Origin of the sequence: Bradyrhizobium sp. 2TAF36, from assembly GCF_052114925.1 — a bacterium.
In the GTDB taxonomy this organism is placed as follows: Bacteria; Pseudomonadota; Alphaproteobacteria; order Rhizobiales; family Xanthobacteraceae; genus Bradyrhizobium; species Bradyrhizobium barranii.
Genome location: NZ_JBFRFR010000018.1, coordinates 51,662 through 67,804, shown reverse-complemented (window position 1 = coordinate 67,804; position 16,143 = coordinate 51,662). Strand labels below are relative to the sequence as shown.

Genomic DNA, 16,143 nt, shown 5'->3' with positions numbered 1-16,143 from the left:
CAGGGAGAGGCGCATGGGCGAGGGCGCAGCCGAGCAGGACGACAAGACGGGTAAGGCGCGAGGTCAGCGCGAAGGCCAGCGCCGCCTCGCGCAATGGGTCCGCGACTATAGCCGCCTGCCCGGCATCCCCGACGAGTTCCTGGGGCCCGACGGCGCCCCCCGCGCGGTCTGGAGCCGCTTCTTCGACGCCTTCGGCGCGCTCGCGCCGGACGAGATCGAACGGCGGTTCGGCATGGCCGACCGCCATTTGCGCGAGGCCGGCGTCACCTACCGTGCGCCCGGCGACAGCGCCGATCGGCCGTGGTCGATCAGCCATCTGCCGCTGCTGATCGACGAGGCCGACTGGAAGCAGCTGTCCGCCGGCATCACCCAGCGCGCCGAGCTGCTCGAGCTCGTGCTGCGCGACATCTATGGCGAGGGGCGGCTGGTCGCGGAAGGCGCGCTGCCGGCCGCCGCGATCGCCGGCAGTCCCGAATATCTCCGTCCCGTCTGTGGCGTGCCGCCGCCGGGCGGGCGCTATCTCTCGCTCTATGCCGCCGATGTCGGCCGCGGACCCGACGGGCGCTGGTGGGTGCTCGGCGACCGCACGCAGGCGCCCTCAGGCGCGGGCTATGCGCTGGAGAACCGCCTGGTGCTCTCGCGCGCCTTCTCCGATCTCTACAAGTCGATGAACGTGCCGCGCGTCGCGCCGTTCTTCGAGGCGTTTCGCGACAGCCTGCGTGCGCGCGCCGATCGCGACGAGCCGCGCATCGGCGTGCTCACGCCGGGCAGCTTCAGCGAGACCTATTTCGAGCACGCAACCCTGGCGCGCTATCTCGGCTTTCTGCTGGTCGAGGGCGACGATCTCGCCGTCAGCGACAACCGTATCCACATCCGCACCGTCGCCGGCCTCAAGCGGCTCGACGTGCTCTTGCGCCGGGTCGATTCCAACTCGCTCGATCCGCTCGAGCTCGATGCCTCCTCGCATCTCGGCGTGGCCGGCCTGATCGACGTGCTGCGCAAGGACGGCGTCGTCGTCGCCAACATGCCGGGCTCGGGCGTGCTGGAGGCGCGCGCGCTGCTCGGCTTCCTGCCGGCCCTGAGCCGCCGCCTGCTCGGGCAAGAGCTCAAGATGCCGCATATCGCGACCTGGTGGTGCGGCCAGCGCAACGCGCGCGACGAGGTGTTGTCACGGCTCGACGAGGTCGCGATCGAGGGCGCCTATCGCCGCGGCGTTCCCGGCTTCGACAGCAATGGCCCGGTGCTCGCGAGTGAGCTCGACGCCGCCGGGCGCCAGCGTCTCGTCGACGCCATCAGCGCGCGCGGCATGGACTATGTCGGCCAGGAGATGGTGCGGCTTTCGACCATGCCGGTGTGGGAGCAGGGCCAGCTCACGCCGCGTCCCTTCGTGCTGCGCGTGTTCGCGGCCGCGACGGCCGACGGCTGGGCTATCATGCCCGGCGGCTTCTGCCGGATCGCCGAGCAGGCGGACGCGCGCGCGGTGTCGATGGGCGACGGCGCGCGCGCCGCCGACGTCTGGGTGGTCTCGGACAAGAAGGTCTCGATCGCGACGCTGCTGCCCGCGACCGACAAGGTGCGGATCCGCCGCATCGCCGGCGTGCTGCCGAGCCGCGCCGCGGACAATCTGTTCTGGCTCGGCCGCTATCTCGAACGCGCCGAGGCAACGCTGCGGCTGGTGCGCGCGCTGGGTTCGCCGAGCGGGCCCAACAAGGGCACCGCTGCCTCGCTGCAATCGGCCGACCGCATCCAGCGCCTGCTGGTGGCGTGGGGCGCGATCTCGCAGGCCTCGCGCACGGCGCCGGGGCGCATCGTCGCCGAAGCACTGCAGAGCCCGGAGCGTTTCGGCTCGGCGCTGTCGCTGGTGCGCGCGGCGCAGCGCACGGCGACATCCTTGCGCGAGCGGCTGTCGCCCGACGCCTGGCAGGTCATCACCGAGATGGCCGATCGCCTCGCCTACGAGGTCGAGGACGACGACGACGTGCTGAGTGCGGCCGAACTGACCTTGCAGGAGCTTGCGAGCTTGGCGGGGCTGGCGCAGGAGAACATGAACCGCGCCGCCGGCTGGCGCTTCCTCGATATCGGCCGCCGCACCGAGCGCGCCATCAACACCACGCGCTTCGCGCGCCAGTTCGCCTATGACGAGGCCTGCGACGAGGACCTCGATATCCTGCTGACGCTGGTGGATTCCCAGATCACCTACCGCTCGCGCTATCTGCTGGCGCCGATCCTGGCGCCGGTGCGCGATCTCGCCGTGCTCGACAGCTACAATCCGCGTTCGGTCGCGTTCCAGGTGACGACGCTGAACGAGCACATCGCTTCGCTCCCGAGCCTGAAGGAGCACGGCCTGATCGAGCAGCCGCAGCGGCTCGCGGTGGCGGTGCAGTCCATGCTGGCCACCGCGGAAGCCGAGAAGCTCGAGGTCAAGACCCTGTTCTCGCTGGAGCAGGACCTGCTCAGCCTCGCCGAGGCGATCGGGCTGCACTACTTCCCGCACGGCCCCAATGCGAGCCGGCCGGAAAAGCTGACGGGGCTGGCGTGATCTACGACATCCGTCACGTCACGACTTACGAATACGAGAGTCCGGTCAGCTTTGCCCGCTGCACGCTGCGGCTGGAGCCGAAGAGCGGCGACGGTCAGGAGCTGATCTCGCACAGGGTCGAGATCCGGCCGCGCCCGTCCGAGCGCCACGTCCGCCGCGACTTCTTCGGCACGCTCACCGAGAGCGTCGTGATCGAAACCGCGCACCGAAACTTGCGCATCGACTCGCGCTCGCGCGTGTCCGTCTCGCGCAAATCGCCGGCGCGCGATGCCGTCAGCCCGCCCTGGGAAAGCATCCGCGACATCGCGTTTGAAGCAACGAGCCTCGGGCCGTCCTCGCCGGTCGGCTACGTCTTCGCGAGCCCGCTGGTGCCGGTGCTGCACCCCGTCAGCGCCTATGCGGCCACGAGCTTTGCGCCAGGCGCAGGGATCCTCGCCGGTGCGACCGATCTCATGCATCGCATCCGCACCGAATTCCGCTACGATCCGAAGGCGACGGTGATCTCGACGCCGCTTGGCGAGGTCTTCGACAAGCGCCACGGCGTTTGCCAGGACTTTGCCCATGTGATGATCGCAGGGCTACGCGGGCTCGGCCTTCCGGCTGCCTATGTCAGCGGCTATCTCCGTACCATTCCGCCGCCGGGCCAGCCGCGTTTGCAGGGCGCCGATGCCACCCATGCCTGGGTGTCGCTGTGGTGTGGGGCTGAGCTTGGCTGGGTCGATTTCGATCCGACCAATGATTTGCTGGTCGCCAACGATCACATCGTGCTCGCGGTCGGCCGCGACTTTTCCGACGTCTCGCCGGTCGACGGCATCATCGTCGGCTCGCCGAAGCAGAAGCTCGGCGTCGCCGTGGACGTGCTGCTGGTGGAATAAAAGCGGTCTTGACGGGCCCGGCCAGGCTGTGTCGCGCCCCGACTGCAACCGTGATGTCGCAGGGCACAACAGCAACATATTTCCGTAAATTCGTCCCGGCGTTTGGTCACTTGGCCCAAGATGGGCTATGCTGGCCGTTGCGTCGAAGACACGAAATGAGACGTCGGGAGCTGGCGTGGGACACCACCGACGAGCGGGGCTGCATCCATGATGACGTTACCGAGACTGGCGGCTGAATCCCTGGAGAAAGTGCTGGGCTCGTTCATGCGTCGCAGGTACGGCGAGTCTCCCGCGAACATCGTCGAGAGCGCGACGCGCACCGCGATGGAGTGCATTGGCAACAGCGACGCGCTCTACCACAATGTCGAGCACACGATGCTGGTGACCCTGGCGGGCCATTCCATCCTCAGCGGCCGATATCTCCACACCCACCTCGAGGCCGCGGATTACGTCCACATCCTGATCGCGTGCCTCGCCCACGACATCGGCTATGCCCGGGGCCTGTTCGAGGAGGATGACAATGACGGCTTCGTGATCGACGCGGCGGGCACCAAGGTTTCATTGCCGCGCGGCGCCTCGGATGCCAGCCTGATGATGTATCATGTCGACCGGTCGAAGCTCTATGTCATGCGGCGGCTGCAGCATATCCCGGGGCTGGACCCGGAACGCATCGCCAGCGCCATCGAGGGCACTCGCTTCCCGGCCCGCGAAGGCCAGGAGTACGACGACGAAGCCTCGATCCTGCGTGCCGCCGATTTCATCGGCCAGCTCGGCGATCCCAACTATCTGCGCAAGGCCAACGCGCTCTATTACGAATTCGAAGAGGTCGGCATCAATCGCCAGCTCGGCTACGACTCGCCCGCCGACATCGTGAACCGCTATCCACAATTCTACTGGAACAGCGTCGCACCGCACATTCAGACCGAGATCGGCTACCTCAACAAGACCGAGATCGGCCGGCAGTGGATCGCCAATCTCTACAGCAACGTGTTCCGCGCCGAACGCGAGATCTCGCTGTCTGGCCCGCAGAAATAGCCCCCGTAGCCCGCATGGAGCGAAGCGGAATGCGGGGACGCCTGTATCCGCGAATCCCGGATTGCGCTGCGCTCCATCCAGGCTACGGCCTCTCAACTCCGTGAGCAAATCATGCAACAAAAAACCATCGCCACGGATATCCTCGACATCGCCTATCTCGAATACGGCGCACCGGATGGCTGGCCCTGCATCATGGGCCACGGCTTTCCCTACGATGTGAACGCCTATGCCGAGACCGCGCCGCTGATCGCGGAAGCCGGCGCGCGGGTGCTTGTGCCCTGGCTGCGCGGCTACGGGCCGACGCGGTTCCGGTCCGCAGCGACGCTGCGCTCCGGTGAGCAGGCGGCGCTCGGCGCCGATCTGCTGGCTTTCATGGATGCGCTTCGCATCGAACGCGCGGTCGTCGGCGGTTACGATTGGGGCGGACGCGCGGCCTGCGTGGTCTCGGTGCTGCATCCCGAGCGCGTGATCGCCCTCGTCTCCGGCAATTCCTACAACATCCAGAACATCGCGCGTGCGATGGAGCCGGCTTCGCCACCGGAGGAGGCGGCGCTCTGGTATCAATATCTCTTCCACAACGAGCGCGGCCGCCGCGCGCTGGAGCGCAACCGGCGCGGCTTTGCGCGCCAGCTCTGGGCGATGTGGTCGCCGAAATGGGGCTTCGACGACGCGACGTTCGAAACGAGTGCGGTGGCGTTCGACAATCCTGATTTCGTCGATGTCGTGATCCACTCCTACCGTCATCGCTATGGGCTGGTCGAAGGCGATCCCGCCTATGCCGCGATCGAGGCCAAGCTCGCCGCGCAGCCGCCGGTCCGTGTCCCGACGATCGCGGTCGACGGCGACAGCGACGGCGTCAATCCCGGCACCGCCCATCATGCGCCCAAATTCGAAGGCGTGTTCGAACGGCGTGTCTTCGCTGGAGCCGGCCACAACCTGCCGCAGGAGCGGCCTGCCGAATGGGCGCGCGCTGTGCTCGACGTGCGGAAAGCAGCCTCGTAAAGCCCGGCTTTCCCGCCCCGCCGCCCGGTCGCCCGATTTTTCGCGACTTCGGGAACCTTTTCCGATTGCAGCCGTCCAAGCTGAGGGACCGCCAGATGTGCGCGGCCCATTGCAGGGAGGCTATTGATGAATTCACATGCGCGCAGGTTGGAGGGCGTCGCGGTGGCGCAGCTGCCGGGCGAACGGCCTGGCAGGGCCGAGGTCGAGCAGGCGGTCCGGACCATGATCCGCTGGGCGGGCGACGATCCCGCCCGCGACGGCCTGCACGACACGCCGGACCGGGTTGCGCGCGCCTTCGCAGAGTATTTTTCCGGCTATGCGCAGGATCCGACCGAAATCCTGCAAAAGACCTTTGAGGAGATCGAAGGCTATGACGAGATGATCGTCCTGCGCGGCGTTCGCTTCGAAAGCCATTGCGAGCACCACATGGCGCCGATCGTGGGCCGCGCCTGGGTCGCCTATATCCCGCAGGGCCGCGTCGTCGGCATCAGCAAGCTCGCGCGGGTGGTGGATATCTACGCAAAACGCCTCCAGATCCAGGAGAAGATGACCGCGCAGATCGCCAATACGATCAACGATGTGTTGAAGCCGGAAGGCGTCGGCGTCATCATCAAGGCGACGCATCATTGCATGACCACGCGTGGCGCGCACAAGCCTGGGACCGATCTCGTCACCAGCCGCATGCTGGGCGTGTTCCGTGACAACGCGTTGACGCGCCAGGAGCTGTTGGGGCTGGCCAATTCGGACGCGTGATCCGCGCGGGCCGAGCTGAAGGAGACGACACCATGACCGAGCACAAGACGCCGAGCGGGCCGGACCTCACCAGGGGCGTGTTGCTAACCGCGTTCGAGGACGGCAAGCTGCTCGGCCATGTCGGCGAGGAAGATGTGCTACTGGTAGCCGCAGATGGCGAGGTCTTCGCGATCGAGCCGTCCTGCAGCCACTATCACGGTCCGCTCGCCGAAGGGCTGGTCGTGGGCGACACGATCCGCTGCCCCTGGCATCACGCCTGCTTCTCCTTGCGCACGGGCGAAGCCACCCGCCCGCCGGCGCTGAACGCGCTGGCGGTCTGGGAGGTCACGCGCGACCAGGACAGGATCTCGGTTCAGCGCAAGCGCGAGATGCCGCAGCCTGCAGCGTCACATCGCAGCGCGCCGACGCCGGAAAAATTCGTCATCGTCGGCGGTGGTGCGGCCGGCTTTGCGGCCGCCGAGACGCTTCGGCGCGAGGGCTTTGCCGGCGCCATCACCATGCTGAGCGATGATGGCGCGATGCCGGTCGACCGGCCGAACCTCTCCAAGGATTACCTCGCCGGCAGTGCACCCGAGGATTGGCTGCCGCTGCGGGGCGAGGACTATTATCAGGACGCGGGCATCGATCTCAGGCTCAACACGAACGTCGCAGCGATCGATCCGAAGGCGCGCACCATCACGCTCGGCAATGGCGACAAGCTGCCGTTCGACCGGCTGCTGCTCGCGACCGGCGCCGAGCCGGTCAAATTGCAGATTCCGGGCGCGGACCAGCCACACGTGCACACCTTGCGCACCGTTGCCGACAGCCGCGCCATCATCAAGGCGGCGGGTAGCGCGAAGCGCGCGCTGGTGATCGGCGCCAGCTTCATTGGCCTCGAAGTCGCGGCCTCCTTGCGAGCGCGCAAGCTGGAGGTGCATGTGGTTGCCCCCGAGAAGCGGCCGATGCAGCGTGTGCTCGGCCCCGAGATGGGCGACTTCGTCCGCGCGCTGCATGAAGAGAACGGCGTCCACTTTCACCTCGAGGACACCGTGGAAAAACTCGAGGGCAAACGCGCCACGCTGAAGAGCGGCAGCGTGATCGAGGCCGATCTGGTCGTGGTCGGGATCGGCGTCAGGCCGCGCCTTGCGCTCGCCGAGCAGGCGGGGCTCGCCATCGATCGCGGCGTCAGCGTGAACGAATATCTCGAGACCAGCGCATCGGGCATCTTCGCGGCCGGCGACATCGCGCGCTGGCCCGATCCCCATTCGGGCCAGAACATCCGCGTCGAGCACTGGGTGGTGGCGGAGCGGCAGGGCCAGGCCGCGGCGCGCAACATGCTCGGCAGGCGCGAACGCTTCGACGCCGTGCCGTTCTTCTGGTCGCAGCACTATGACGTTCCGATCAACTATGTCGGCCATGCCGAGAGCTTCGACGACATCGCGACCGACGGCAGCATCGACGGCAGGGATTGCCTGCTGAAGTACCGCAAGGGCGGGCGCGTGCTGGCGGTTGCTTCGATCTATCGCGATCTCGATAGTCTCAAGGCCGAGCTCGACATGGAGCGCTCGCGCGCGTGAGGCGCCCCGTCCGCTCTTGACTTAAGTCAATGGGGGCTCCCGCGGGGGCTGCTCTACTGGCTGTTGTCCCAGCGCGGCTCGTGCTATCCTGAGATGTGCCTTGGGACTTCGCATGCAGGAGTAGCCGTCATGACAAGTGCTTCGGATACGTCTCCAAACTTGGGTCTTGGGTCCGGCATTGCTGCGCTGCACGCCAAGTGGGGCTGGATCGTCGCCCTCGGCGTCGTCTATCTCATCACCGGCTTCATCGCGCTCGGCAGCATGATGATGGCGACGGTGGCGAGCGTGCTCGTGGTTGGTGTGATGATGATCATCGCCGGGGTCACCGAGGTGATCGGCGCGTTCCAGATGAAGAGCTGGGGCAAGTTCCTGATCTGGGCCTTGCTCGGCGTGCTCTATATCGTCGCGGGCTTCCTGACCTTCGAGAACCCGTTGTTCGCCGCGGTGCTGCTTACCTTGTTCCTCGGCGCGTCGCTGCTGGCCTCGGGCGCCGTCAGGCTGTTTCTCGCCTTCAGCATGAAAAGGGAAAGCCCGTGGGTGTGGGTGGCACTGTCTGCGGTCATCACCCTGCTGCTCGGGCTCTTGATCCTGGCGCGCTGGCCGGTCAACAGCGTCTATATCCTCGGCCTGTTCCTCGGCATCGACCTGATCATGGCCGGCGCCGGCTGGGTCAGTCTGGGCTTTAGCCTGCGGCGGCGCCATTAAGGCTTGATCCGGAGAAGGACCGTGGTCGCCCAAGAGCGCGATGACGGTTCATCCAGATTTCATCGCGCGTCGGGCGACGCTGAGGGATTGTCATGCGCTGGTTTCATCTTGCCGTGATCGTGTTTTTCGCCGCAGCGACCATCGTCTTCGCCGTGCAGAATCTCGACACGGTCACGATCTCCTTCTTCAAGATGAATCTCAGTCTGCCGCTCGCGCTCCAAACCCTCGTTGTCTATCTCGTTGGAGCCGCGACCGGCGGCAGCCTGTTCGCCCTGCTGCGGCGTTCATACGCAGGTTCCAAACGAGACGTCGAATGAACCAGCAACTCGACGCAAGACCATCTTGCGGAACTCCGCTGATCTGACGTGCTGGCAAAAAGCAGCACGCCGCGCGGTCGCCTCGCGTGGACGATCATCACCGGGGAGAAACCATGAGAGCCGCTTTGGTCCTGGCCGCAGCGCTAGCTGCCGCCTGCCTGTCCACGCCCGTCTCCGCGCAAAAGTCCTACGGTCCCGGCGTCAGTGACACCGAGATCAAGATCGGCAACACCATGCCCTATAGCGGCCCCGCATCGCCGCTCGGCATCACCGGCAGGGTGATCTCCGCTTATTTCGATGAGGTGAACGAGAAGGGCGGCGTCAACGGCCGCAAGCTCAACCTGTTGTCGCTCGACGACGCCTTCTCGCCGCCGAAGACCATGGAAGCCGCGCGACGTTTGGTCGAGGGCGACGGCGTCGCCTTCATCTTCGCGACCATGGGCACGGCGCCGAGCTCGGCGATCGCAAAATACCTCAACAGCAACAAGGTGCCGCAGCTGTTCCTGATCAGCTCGGCCTCGAAGTGGAACGATCCCGCCAACATGCCGTGGTCGATGGCGCTGCCCTGGGCGCCGAACTACACCAGCGAGGCCGCGATCGACGTCGCTTACGCCCGCGCCAAGAACCCGAACGCGCGTTTCGCGGTGCTCTATCAGAACGATGACGCCGGCAAGGAATATTTTCGCGGTGTCAAGGAAGCGCTTGGTGCCGACGCCGACAAGGCGCTCGCGATGGCCTCGAGCTTCGAGGTCACCGATCCCACCGTCGATTCCCAGGTGCTGACGCTGGCCAACACCAAGGCTGATGTCTTCATGATCTATTCGGTGACGCCGCGCGCCTGCGCGCAGGCGATCCGCAAGGCCCATGAGGTCGGCTGGCAGCCGACGCGCTTCCTCGCCTCCGGCTGCGCCAACAAGGCGACCGTCATGGTCCCTGCGGGCCTCGATGCCGGCAAGGGCGTGCTGTCGCTCGGCTCGCTCAAGCCGTTTGTCGAGCAGCCGAAGGACGACCCGTCGATGACGGCCTATATCGACTTCATGAAGAAGCGCCTGCCCAATGCCGACATCAACAATGTCGCCGGCCTCTACGGCTACACCGTCGCCGAGGCACTGGTCGTCCTGCTCAAGCAGTGCAAGGACAATCTGACGCGCGAGAACATCATGGCGCAGGCGGCGAACCTCAAGAACGTGCCGCTGTCGCTCTTGATGCCCGGCATCACCCTCAACACCACACCGCAGGATTTCCGCCCGATCAAGGACGGCTATATGCTCCAGTTCGACGGCAACGACTGGATCGTGGCGAGCGAGCTCTTGCGCGGGACGTGAGGGGGCGTTCTCTCCGCGAACTCGGAATCGTAGGGTGGGCAAAGGCGCACTTGCGCCGTGCCCACCACCGATCCAACACCGAAACAGAAACGTGGGCACGCTTCCGCCTTCGCTCTTCGAGCTACGGCGGACAAGTCGCTTTGCCCACCCTACGACACCGCTAGCAAAGCGGCCACACAGACGGTGCCCCCTCTCCCCTTGTGGGAGAGGGTGGATGCGCGAAGCGCAGCCGGGTGAGGGGTGTCTCTCCTCACGACTGCTTGTGCGAGTGGATACAACCCCTCATCCGGCGCTTCGCGCCACCTTCTCCCACAAGGGGAGAAGGGAAGAGCTAAGCGCAGCGAACAGGAGACCACCATGGACTTTCAACACTCCGCCCGTTCGCTGGAGCTGCAGGAACGCGTTCGCCAGTTCATGCTTGCGCATGTCGAGCCGGTCGAGGAGCTCTATTACGAGCAGGTCAAGCCGGAGGCCGCGCGCTACAAGACGCCGCAGGTCCTCCAGGACCTGAAGCGGCTGGCACGCGAGCAGGGGCTCTGGAACCTGTTCCTGTCAGGCGAGCACGGCCAAGACCCTGACAACACTGGCCTCACCAATCTCGAATATGCGCCGGTGAAGGAGATCATGGGCCGCATCCTCTGGGCGCCTGAAATCTTCAACTGCTCGGCCCCTGATGTCGGCAACATGGAGGTGCTGGCGAACTACGGCACGCCGGCGCAGCAGGAGCGCTGGCTGAAGCCGCTGCTGGAGGGGCGCATCCGCTCCGGCTTCTCGATGACGGAGCCGCAGGTCGCCTCCAGCGACGCCACCAACATCCAGTGCGAGATCAAGCGCGACGGCGGCGACTACGTCATCAACGGCCGCAAATGGTTCACGTCAGGCGCGATGAATGAGGATTGCGAGATCCTGATCGTGATGGGCAAGACCGCGCCCGACGATCCCGACCGCCATCGCCAGCAATCCATGATCCTGGTGCCCAAGGCGACGCCCGGCGTGCGCATCGTCCGCGACATGCTGACCTACGGCTACGACGACGCGCCGGTCGGCCATCCCGAGATCGTCTACGAGAATGTCCGTGTGCCGGCCGAGAACATCCTGCTCGGCGAGGGCCGCGGCTTCGAGATCGCGCAAGGCCGGCTCGGCCCCGGCCGCATCCATCACTGCATGCGCTTGATCGGCTGCGCCCAGCGTGCGCCGGAATTGATGTGCCAGCGCTCGGTGTCGCGCACAGCCTTCGGCAAGCCGCTCGCAGACCAGGGTTCGGTGCGCGAGGACATTGCGCACTCCTTCTGCGAGATCGCGCAGGCGCGGCTCCTCACGCTGCAGGCCGCCGACAAGATGGACCGCGAAGGCAACAAGGCCGCGCGCGACCTGATCGCCGCCGCCAAGATCGTGGTGCCCAGCATGGCCGCTCGCGTCATCGACCGCGCCATCCAGATCCACGGCGCCGCCGGCGTCTCGCAGGACACCTTCCTCGCCCGCGCCTACGTCTATGCCCGCTTCATCCGCATTGGCGACGGCCCCGACCAGGTGCACCTTGCCGCGGTCGGCAAGGAGCTGATCAAGCGCGGCGGAGTGATGGGGTAGGGCCTGACCCTCTCCAGGAGCGCGTGCACCTTGATGTGGGATGAACGCTCATAGCGGCGCGCAGGATGCCGCGCGCAACCCCGGCGTCTCGCCATTCGACCTGACATTTAACCATGAAACGGCACTGTTTCAGGTCGTTACCGTATTGTTTCAGATCATTGTAGCACAATAGTAACGACTCTCGATTGAAAGTGGCGCTGAGTACGCGCAGCGGCAGGTTCGCGCACGGGTGAGAGAGAACAGACCGCTTCCGTTCGAGGAGAGGGCCTTTGCCGGCGTCAAAAGAGGCGGTCACGCCCCTGGCCATGTCAGGAAGCACGTTTAGCATGAGCTACCGCTGGATCATCGTGTCGGCGATCCTGCTGATGGCCTTGCTCGTTCAAATGCCTGTCGTTCTCAACGCGGATTTGAGCTGCCTGCTGACCGAAGGCGAGAAAGTTCTCGATGGCGGAAAGCTCGGCGTCGACGTCTTCGAACTGAATCCGCCGCTGTCGGTCTATTTGTACATGCCGGCGTTGCAGCTTGCGCGCATCACCGGCATTGCCCCCGAGATCATCGTGATCATCCTGGTGATGATCGAGATCGTTGCCGCACTCGTCATCATCGATCGTGCCGCTGCGGCGGCAAAGCTGGAAGCCGACGAGAGGAGCATTACGGCGTGCGTGCTAGCATTCCTGTTCGCAATTTTTCCCAGCGCCGTATTCGGACAGCGTGAACACATCGCCGTCATTGCGATGACGCCTTTCGTCGCCATCGCTGCGATCCGCTGGCGCGGGCTTGCGCCCGGACCGGTTGCGATCCTGGCGGGACTGGGTGCCGGGTTGGGCATGAGCCTGAAGCCCTACCTTACCCTCGTGGTCGGCCTGCCGATCATCCTCTGCGTCCTCCGTCAACGCTCCATCAAACCCTTGTTCACACCCGAAGCGTGTGCGGCCGCTGCTGTCGTGATCGGCTATGGAGCGGTGCTCGCCATCTTCTTTCCGGCTTATCTGTTGACCTTTGCCCCGATGGTTACTGCCGCTTATGTGCCATTGAGGATGGATTTCGGCGATCTGCTTTTTTTCCCGGCCGTTATGCTGGTCGCTTCCGTCGGCCTCGTGCGCCTGTTGGCGCCGCAGGACTTCAAATGGGAAGGCGGCGCAACGCCGTGGCTGGCCGCAGCGGTTGGCGGAGCGGCGAGTTTCATCATCCAGGGTAAGGGCTGGACCTACACGGCATTTGCGCTTTGCATGTTTGCGAGTGCCGCGCCATTGCTGCAGGCTCGCACGAAGACGTTGCGCCTGCCTGTCATGATCTGCGCCCTTGCTGCGATTGTGTGCATCGGCTCCCGTTTGTCCCTTCAGGTGCGGCCGTTCCCGCCACTGGAGGGGCGTATCCTGGCCCTTGCAAAGCATCCGCGGCTGATCACGATCGGCGATCACGTCGCTCTCGGGCATCCGCTCGTCCGTCAGATCAATGCGACCTGGGCGGGCAACACGTGTGGGCAGGCGTTGGCGGCCGGCTCAATGCTCCAACAGAAGAGCTCGCAACTGCCTGAGGGTGAGCGAGCGAAACTGGACGGCATCATCAATTTCGAGCGGCGGCTGCTGTTGGCGGACCTGCGGGCCGGTCGGCCGAATGTGATTCTCGTGGATACCTATCTGCTGAGCTCAATGCCGTTCGATTGGCTGGCCTGGGCCAATTCGGATCCCGACCTCAAGGCGGAGTTGAGCCGTTATCGTGAAGTCGCGGATGCCGACGGCCGCGTTCGCATCTTGGTCGATCCATCCGGCTCGGAATGATAGTCCCGTCTCGCTCGATGTGAGCTGTCGATGGCAGTGCTTGCCGGGCTGCAGTGGCTAATAGCCGCTTTCGTTTGCTTGGCCGCTTATTCGTGGTGGCCGACGTCACGTCCCTAAGGGGCCGGTCCAACGCAATTCGGGTGTGCAATGGCGAGACTCATCACGCTTGCTGGTTTGCCGGGGGTCGGCAAGTCAAGCATTGCCCGGGTTCTGGCGCGGCGTACCGGAGCCGCCTGGCTGCGGATCGATTCGATGGATCAAGCGATCTGGGCATCCGGTACTGCACCGGCTGATCTGCTGGACTGGACCTATCGCGCCGCTCAGGCCGTCGCGACAGACAACCTCGCCCTCGGCCTGGACGTGATTGCCGACTGCGTCAATGATTGCGAGGAGGCGCGGGAAGGCTGGCAAATCGCTGCGCGAAAGGCTGGCGCCGAGATCGCCTGGATCGAGGTGGCGTGCAGCGATGCAGACGAGCACCGACGCAGGATTGAGACGAGATCGACCGACATTGCCGGGCTGTCGTTGCCCGGCTGGAATGCGGTCGCCGGCCGAGCGTACGCTCCGTGGGAGCGCGATCATTTTACGGTCGACACAGCACGGCGCAGTCTCGAGCAGTGCGTGGAAGAAGCGCTCGGCCTGCTTGACCGTCGGTAGCCGCTTCTGGCGCCTCCTTCCGCAAACACAAGTCTACTGAAGCTGACCCAGCTCATCCATGGCGCCTGACGCCGCCACGATGACATCATGCCAGTGTTTTGCCCGACGAGTCAAAGCGATTTCGTAAAATCAGTAGTCATCCGAGCGCGAAGCCAAGCCATTGATATCGCTGGCCCCGGCTACTGTGCATGGGGTTGTTTTTCAGTTTTGGTTCTGGCAGGCCTGCCGCCGGCCTCATGGCGCCGCGGTGCGCCGGATCATTTCGCCTTCATCATCCCGCTTTGGCGATACGGCTGTCGGCCGCTCCCGAACGCAGGTTCTGGAAGAACTTTTCCACCTCGCGCGACAGCGTGTCCGCCGTCTCCGTGAGGCTGCTCGCCGCCGTCAGCACGGAGGCTGCCGCCGTGTCCGTCTCGCCGATGGCGTCGCGCAGCGAGGTGATGTTGGCGACCAGGGTCTCGTTGCCCTGCGCGGCCGATTGGGCGTTGGACGAGATCTCGCGCGTGGCGGTGTCCTGCTGGCCGATGGCGCCGGCGATTGCCGAGGTGACGTCGCTGATCTCGCGCACGGCGCCGCCGATCTCGCGCACGGCATCGACCGCGTTGCGGGTGGACGCCTGGATCATCGAGACGTTCTCGCCGATCTCGGCGGTCGCCTTGGCGGTCTGACCCGCCAGCGCCTTCACTTCGTGCGCAACGACGGCAAAGCCGCGGCCGGCGTCACCGGCGCGCGCGGCTTCGATGGTGGCGTTGAGCGCGAGCAGATTGGTCTGCTCGGCGATGGCCTGGATCAGGTTGAGCACGCCGTCGATGCGCTGGGTGGCGGCCGCGAGGCTTTCGATCTCGGAGATCGACTTCTCGGTGCGCTGACCGGTCTGCTCGACCGCGCTTGCGGACTGCCGGACCTGGCGGCCGATCTCCACCACCGACGCCGACAGCTCCTCGGCTGCGCCTGCCACCGCGGTGACGTTGTGCGAGGCCTGCTCGGTGGCGTTCGCCGCGGTGCCGGCGCGGCTGTTGGCATCCGCTGTGACGCGGGTGATCGTCTGCGCGGTCTCGCGCATGACAGAGGCGTTGTCGCTGAGGCCGCGCATGATCGCGCCGATCGCCTCGCGAAACGCGTCGACGGATTGCTCGATGTGGCGGGCGCGCTGCTCGCGCGCGGCGGAGTCCTGCGAGACCTGCGAGGCGAGATTGCGGTTGCGGCCCATCGCGTCCTGGAAGATCTGGATGGCGCGTGCCAGCGCGCCGATCTCGTCGGCGCGGTCAGAGTGCGGTACCACGACATTCTCGGCGCCGTCCGCGACCTGCTCGATGGTCGCGGTGATGGCGGAGAGGGGACGGGCGATCGAGCGGGCGATGATGACGATGCCGATCACGACGAGGGCCAGCGCGACGCCGCCGAGGCAGGTCAGCACGAAGGAGAGGGTGCGATTGGTCTCGGTCTCTTGCGCGATCTGTCTGGCGCGTTCGGCATAGACCTTGTACAGTGCCTCGAGATCCTTGTTCAGCGCCGAGCGCACGGCGCGATTGGCGTCGTTGTCGCCCCATTCGCGGCCCGCGGCCGCATTGATCTCGACGCCGCGGCGCACCAGCTCCTTGCGGAACTCGACGAACTGCTCGATGCGCTTCTTGAACGTGGCGAACTGCTCGGCATCGTCGGCTTTGACGATGGTCTCCCAGCGCTTCACGACGTCCAGGATCTGGGCGTTGAACTTGAGCAGGCCTTCGCCGTATTTCTTCACGACGGCCGGTTCGGTCGACATGTAGACGCCGCGCGATTCCATCACGACCGCGTAGACCAGCGAGTTGACTCGCTCGACATTGAGCGCGGCGGCGTTCGCCGTCTCGATCGCGCTCGTCAACTCGGCGCTGCGGCGGCTGTTGTAGTCGGACAGCGTCGCGATCGCCGCCGTGAGCAGCGCGAACAGCGCGAAGATCGCGTAGAGCTTGGTCGCAAGCGTGAAACGGCCTGCCACCCCCGTGGCATTCCCAGATCGGTCGGTTGTCAT

General features: G+C 65.6%; 13 protein-coding genes. 12 read left to right on the top strand and 1 reads right to left on the bottom strand.

Annotated features, from left to right (window positions below; translation table 11 throughout):
• Positions 1-13 precede the first annotated feature (13 nt).
• The 12 genes from AB4Z51_RS12600 to AB4Z51_RS12545 all read left to right on the top strand — a co-directional run bounded on the left by AB4Z51_RS12600 (position 14) and on the right by AB4Z51_RS12545 (position 14,132).
• A complete protein-coding gene (locus tag AB4Z51_RS12600; RefSeq protein WP_135214867.1) occupies positions 14-2,539 on the top strand; it encodes a circularly permuted type 2 ATP-grasp protein in 2,526 nt (841 codons plus the stop codon).
• Complete coding sequence (locus tag AB4Z51_RS12595; RefSeq protein ID WP_085403900.1) at positions 2,536-3,414, top strand: transglutaminase family protein; 879 nt, start codon at positions 2,536-2,538, stop codon at positions 3,412-3,414. Before AB4Z51_RS12600 ends, AB4Z51_RS12595 begins: the two co-directional genes overlap by 4 nt.
• A gap of 207 nt (positions 3,415-3,621) precedes the next feature.
• Entirely contained in the window at positions 3,622-4,449 is an 828-nt protein-coding gene (locus AB4Z51_RS12590) for a metal-dependent phosphohydrolase (protein ID WP_085403899.1), read from the top strand.
• A 111-nt stretch (positions 4,450-4,560) separates the two neighbouring features.
• Positions 4,561-5,451, top strand: coding sequence for an alpha/beta fold hydrolase (locus tag AB4Z51_RS12585; protein ID WP_085403898.1), 891 nt, complete (start codon positions 4,561-4,563; stop codon positions 5,449-5,451).
• A gap of 126 nt (positions 5,452-5,577) precedes the next feature.
• On the top strand, positions 5,578-6,204 hold the full coding sequence (folE, locus tag AB4Z51_RS12580) for a GTP cyclohydrolase I FolE (RefSeq protein WP_071915711.1): 627 nt from the start codon (positions 5,578-5,580) through the stop codon (positions 6,202-6,204).
• A 32-nt stretch (positions 6,205-6,236) separates the two neighbouring features.
• On the top strand, positions 6,237-7,760 hold the full coding sequence (locus AB4Z51_RS12575; RefSeq protein ID WP_085403897.1) for an FAD-dependent oxidoreductase: 1,524 nt from the start codon (positions 6,237-6,239) through the stop codon (positions 7,758-7,760).
• 129 nt (positions 7,761-7,889) lie between these two features.
• Entirely contained in the window at positions 7,890-8,465 is a 576-nt protein-coding gene (locus AB4Z51_RS12570) for an HdeD family acid-resistance protein (protein WP_014496836.1), read from the top strand.
• A gap of 92 nt (positions 8,466-8,557) precedes the next feature.
• Positions 8,558-8,782, top strand: a complete 225-nt coding sequence (locus AB4Z51_RS12565; RefSeq protein WP_014496835.1) for a hypothetical protein — start codon at positions 8,558-8,560, stop codon at positions 8,780-8,782.
• 113 nt (positions 8,783-8,895) lie between these two features.
• On the top strand, positions 8,896-10,107 hold the full coding sequence (locus AB4Z51_RS12560) for an ABC transporter substrate-binding protein (protein ID WP_041955751.1): 1,212 nt from the start codon (positions 8,896-8,898) through the stop codon (positions 10,105-10,107).
• A gap of 357 nt (positions 10,108-10,464) precedes the next feature.
• The gene (locus AB4Z51_RS12555; RefSeq protein WP_441497493.1) at positions 10,465-11,694 is read left to right on the top strand and encodes an acyl-CoA dehydrogenase family protein; all 1,230 of its coding nucleotides are present in this window, start codon (positions 10,465-10,467) and stop codon (positions 11,692-11,694) included.
• Between the two features lie 326 nt (positions 11,695-12,020).
• The gene (locus tag AB4Z51_RS12550; RefSeq protein WP_085403895.1) at positions 12,021-13,475 is read left to right on the top strand and encodes a hypothetical protein; all 1,455 of its coding nucleotides are present in this window, start codon (positions 12,021-12,023) and stop codon (positions 13,473-13,475) included.
• Between the two features lie 147 nt (positions 13,476-13,622).
• Complete coding sequence (locus tag AB4Z51_RS12545; RefSeq protein WP_085403894.1) at positions 13,623-14,132, top strand: AAA family ATPase; 510 nt, start codon at positions 13,623-13,625, stop codon at positions 14,130-14,132.
• Positions 14,133-14,403: 271 nt separating this feature from the next.
• On the opposite strand, the gene AB4Z51_RS12540 is transcribed toward AB4Z51_RS12545, so the two are convergent.
• Positions 14,404-16,143 carry a methyl-accepting chemotaxis protein gene (locus AB4Z51_RS12540; RefSeq protein WP_085403893.1) on the bottom strand — a complete coding sequence of 580 codons (1,740 nt, stop codon included), beginning with the start codon at positions 16,141-16,143 and terminating at the stop codon, positions 14,404-14,406.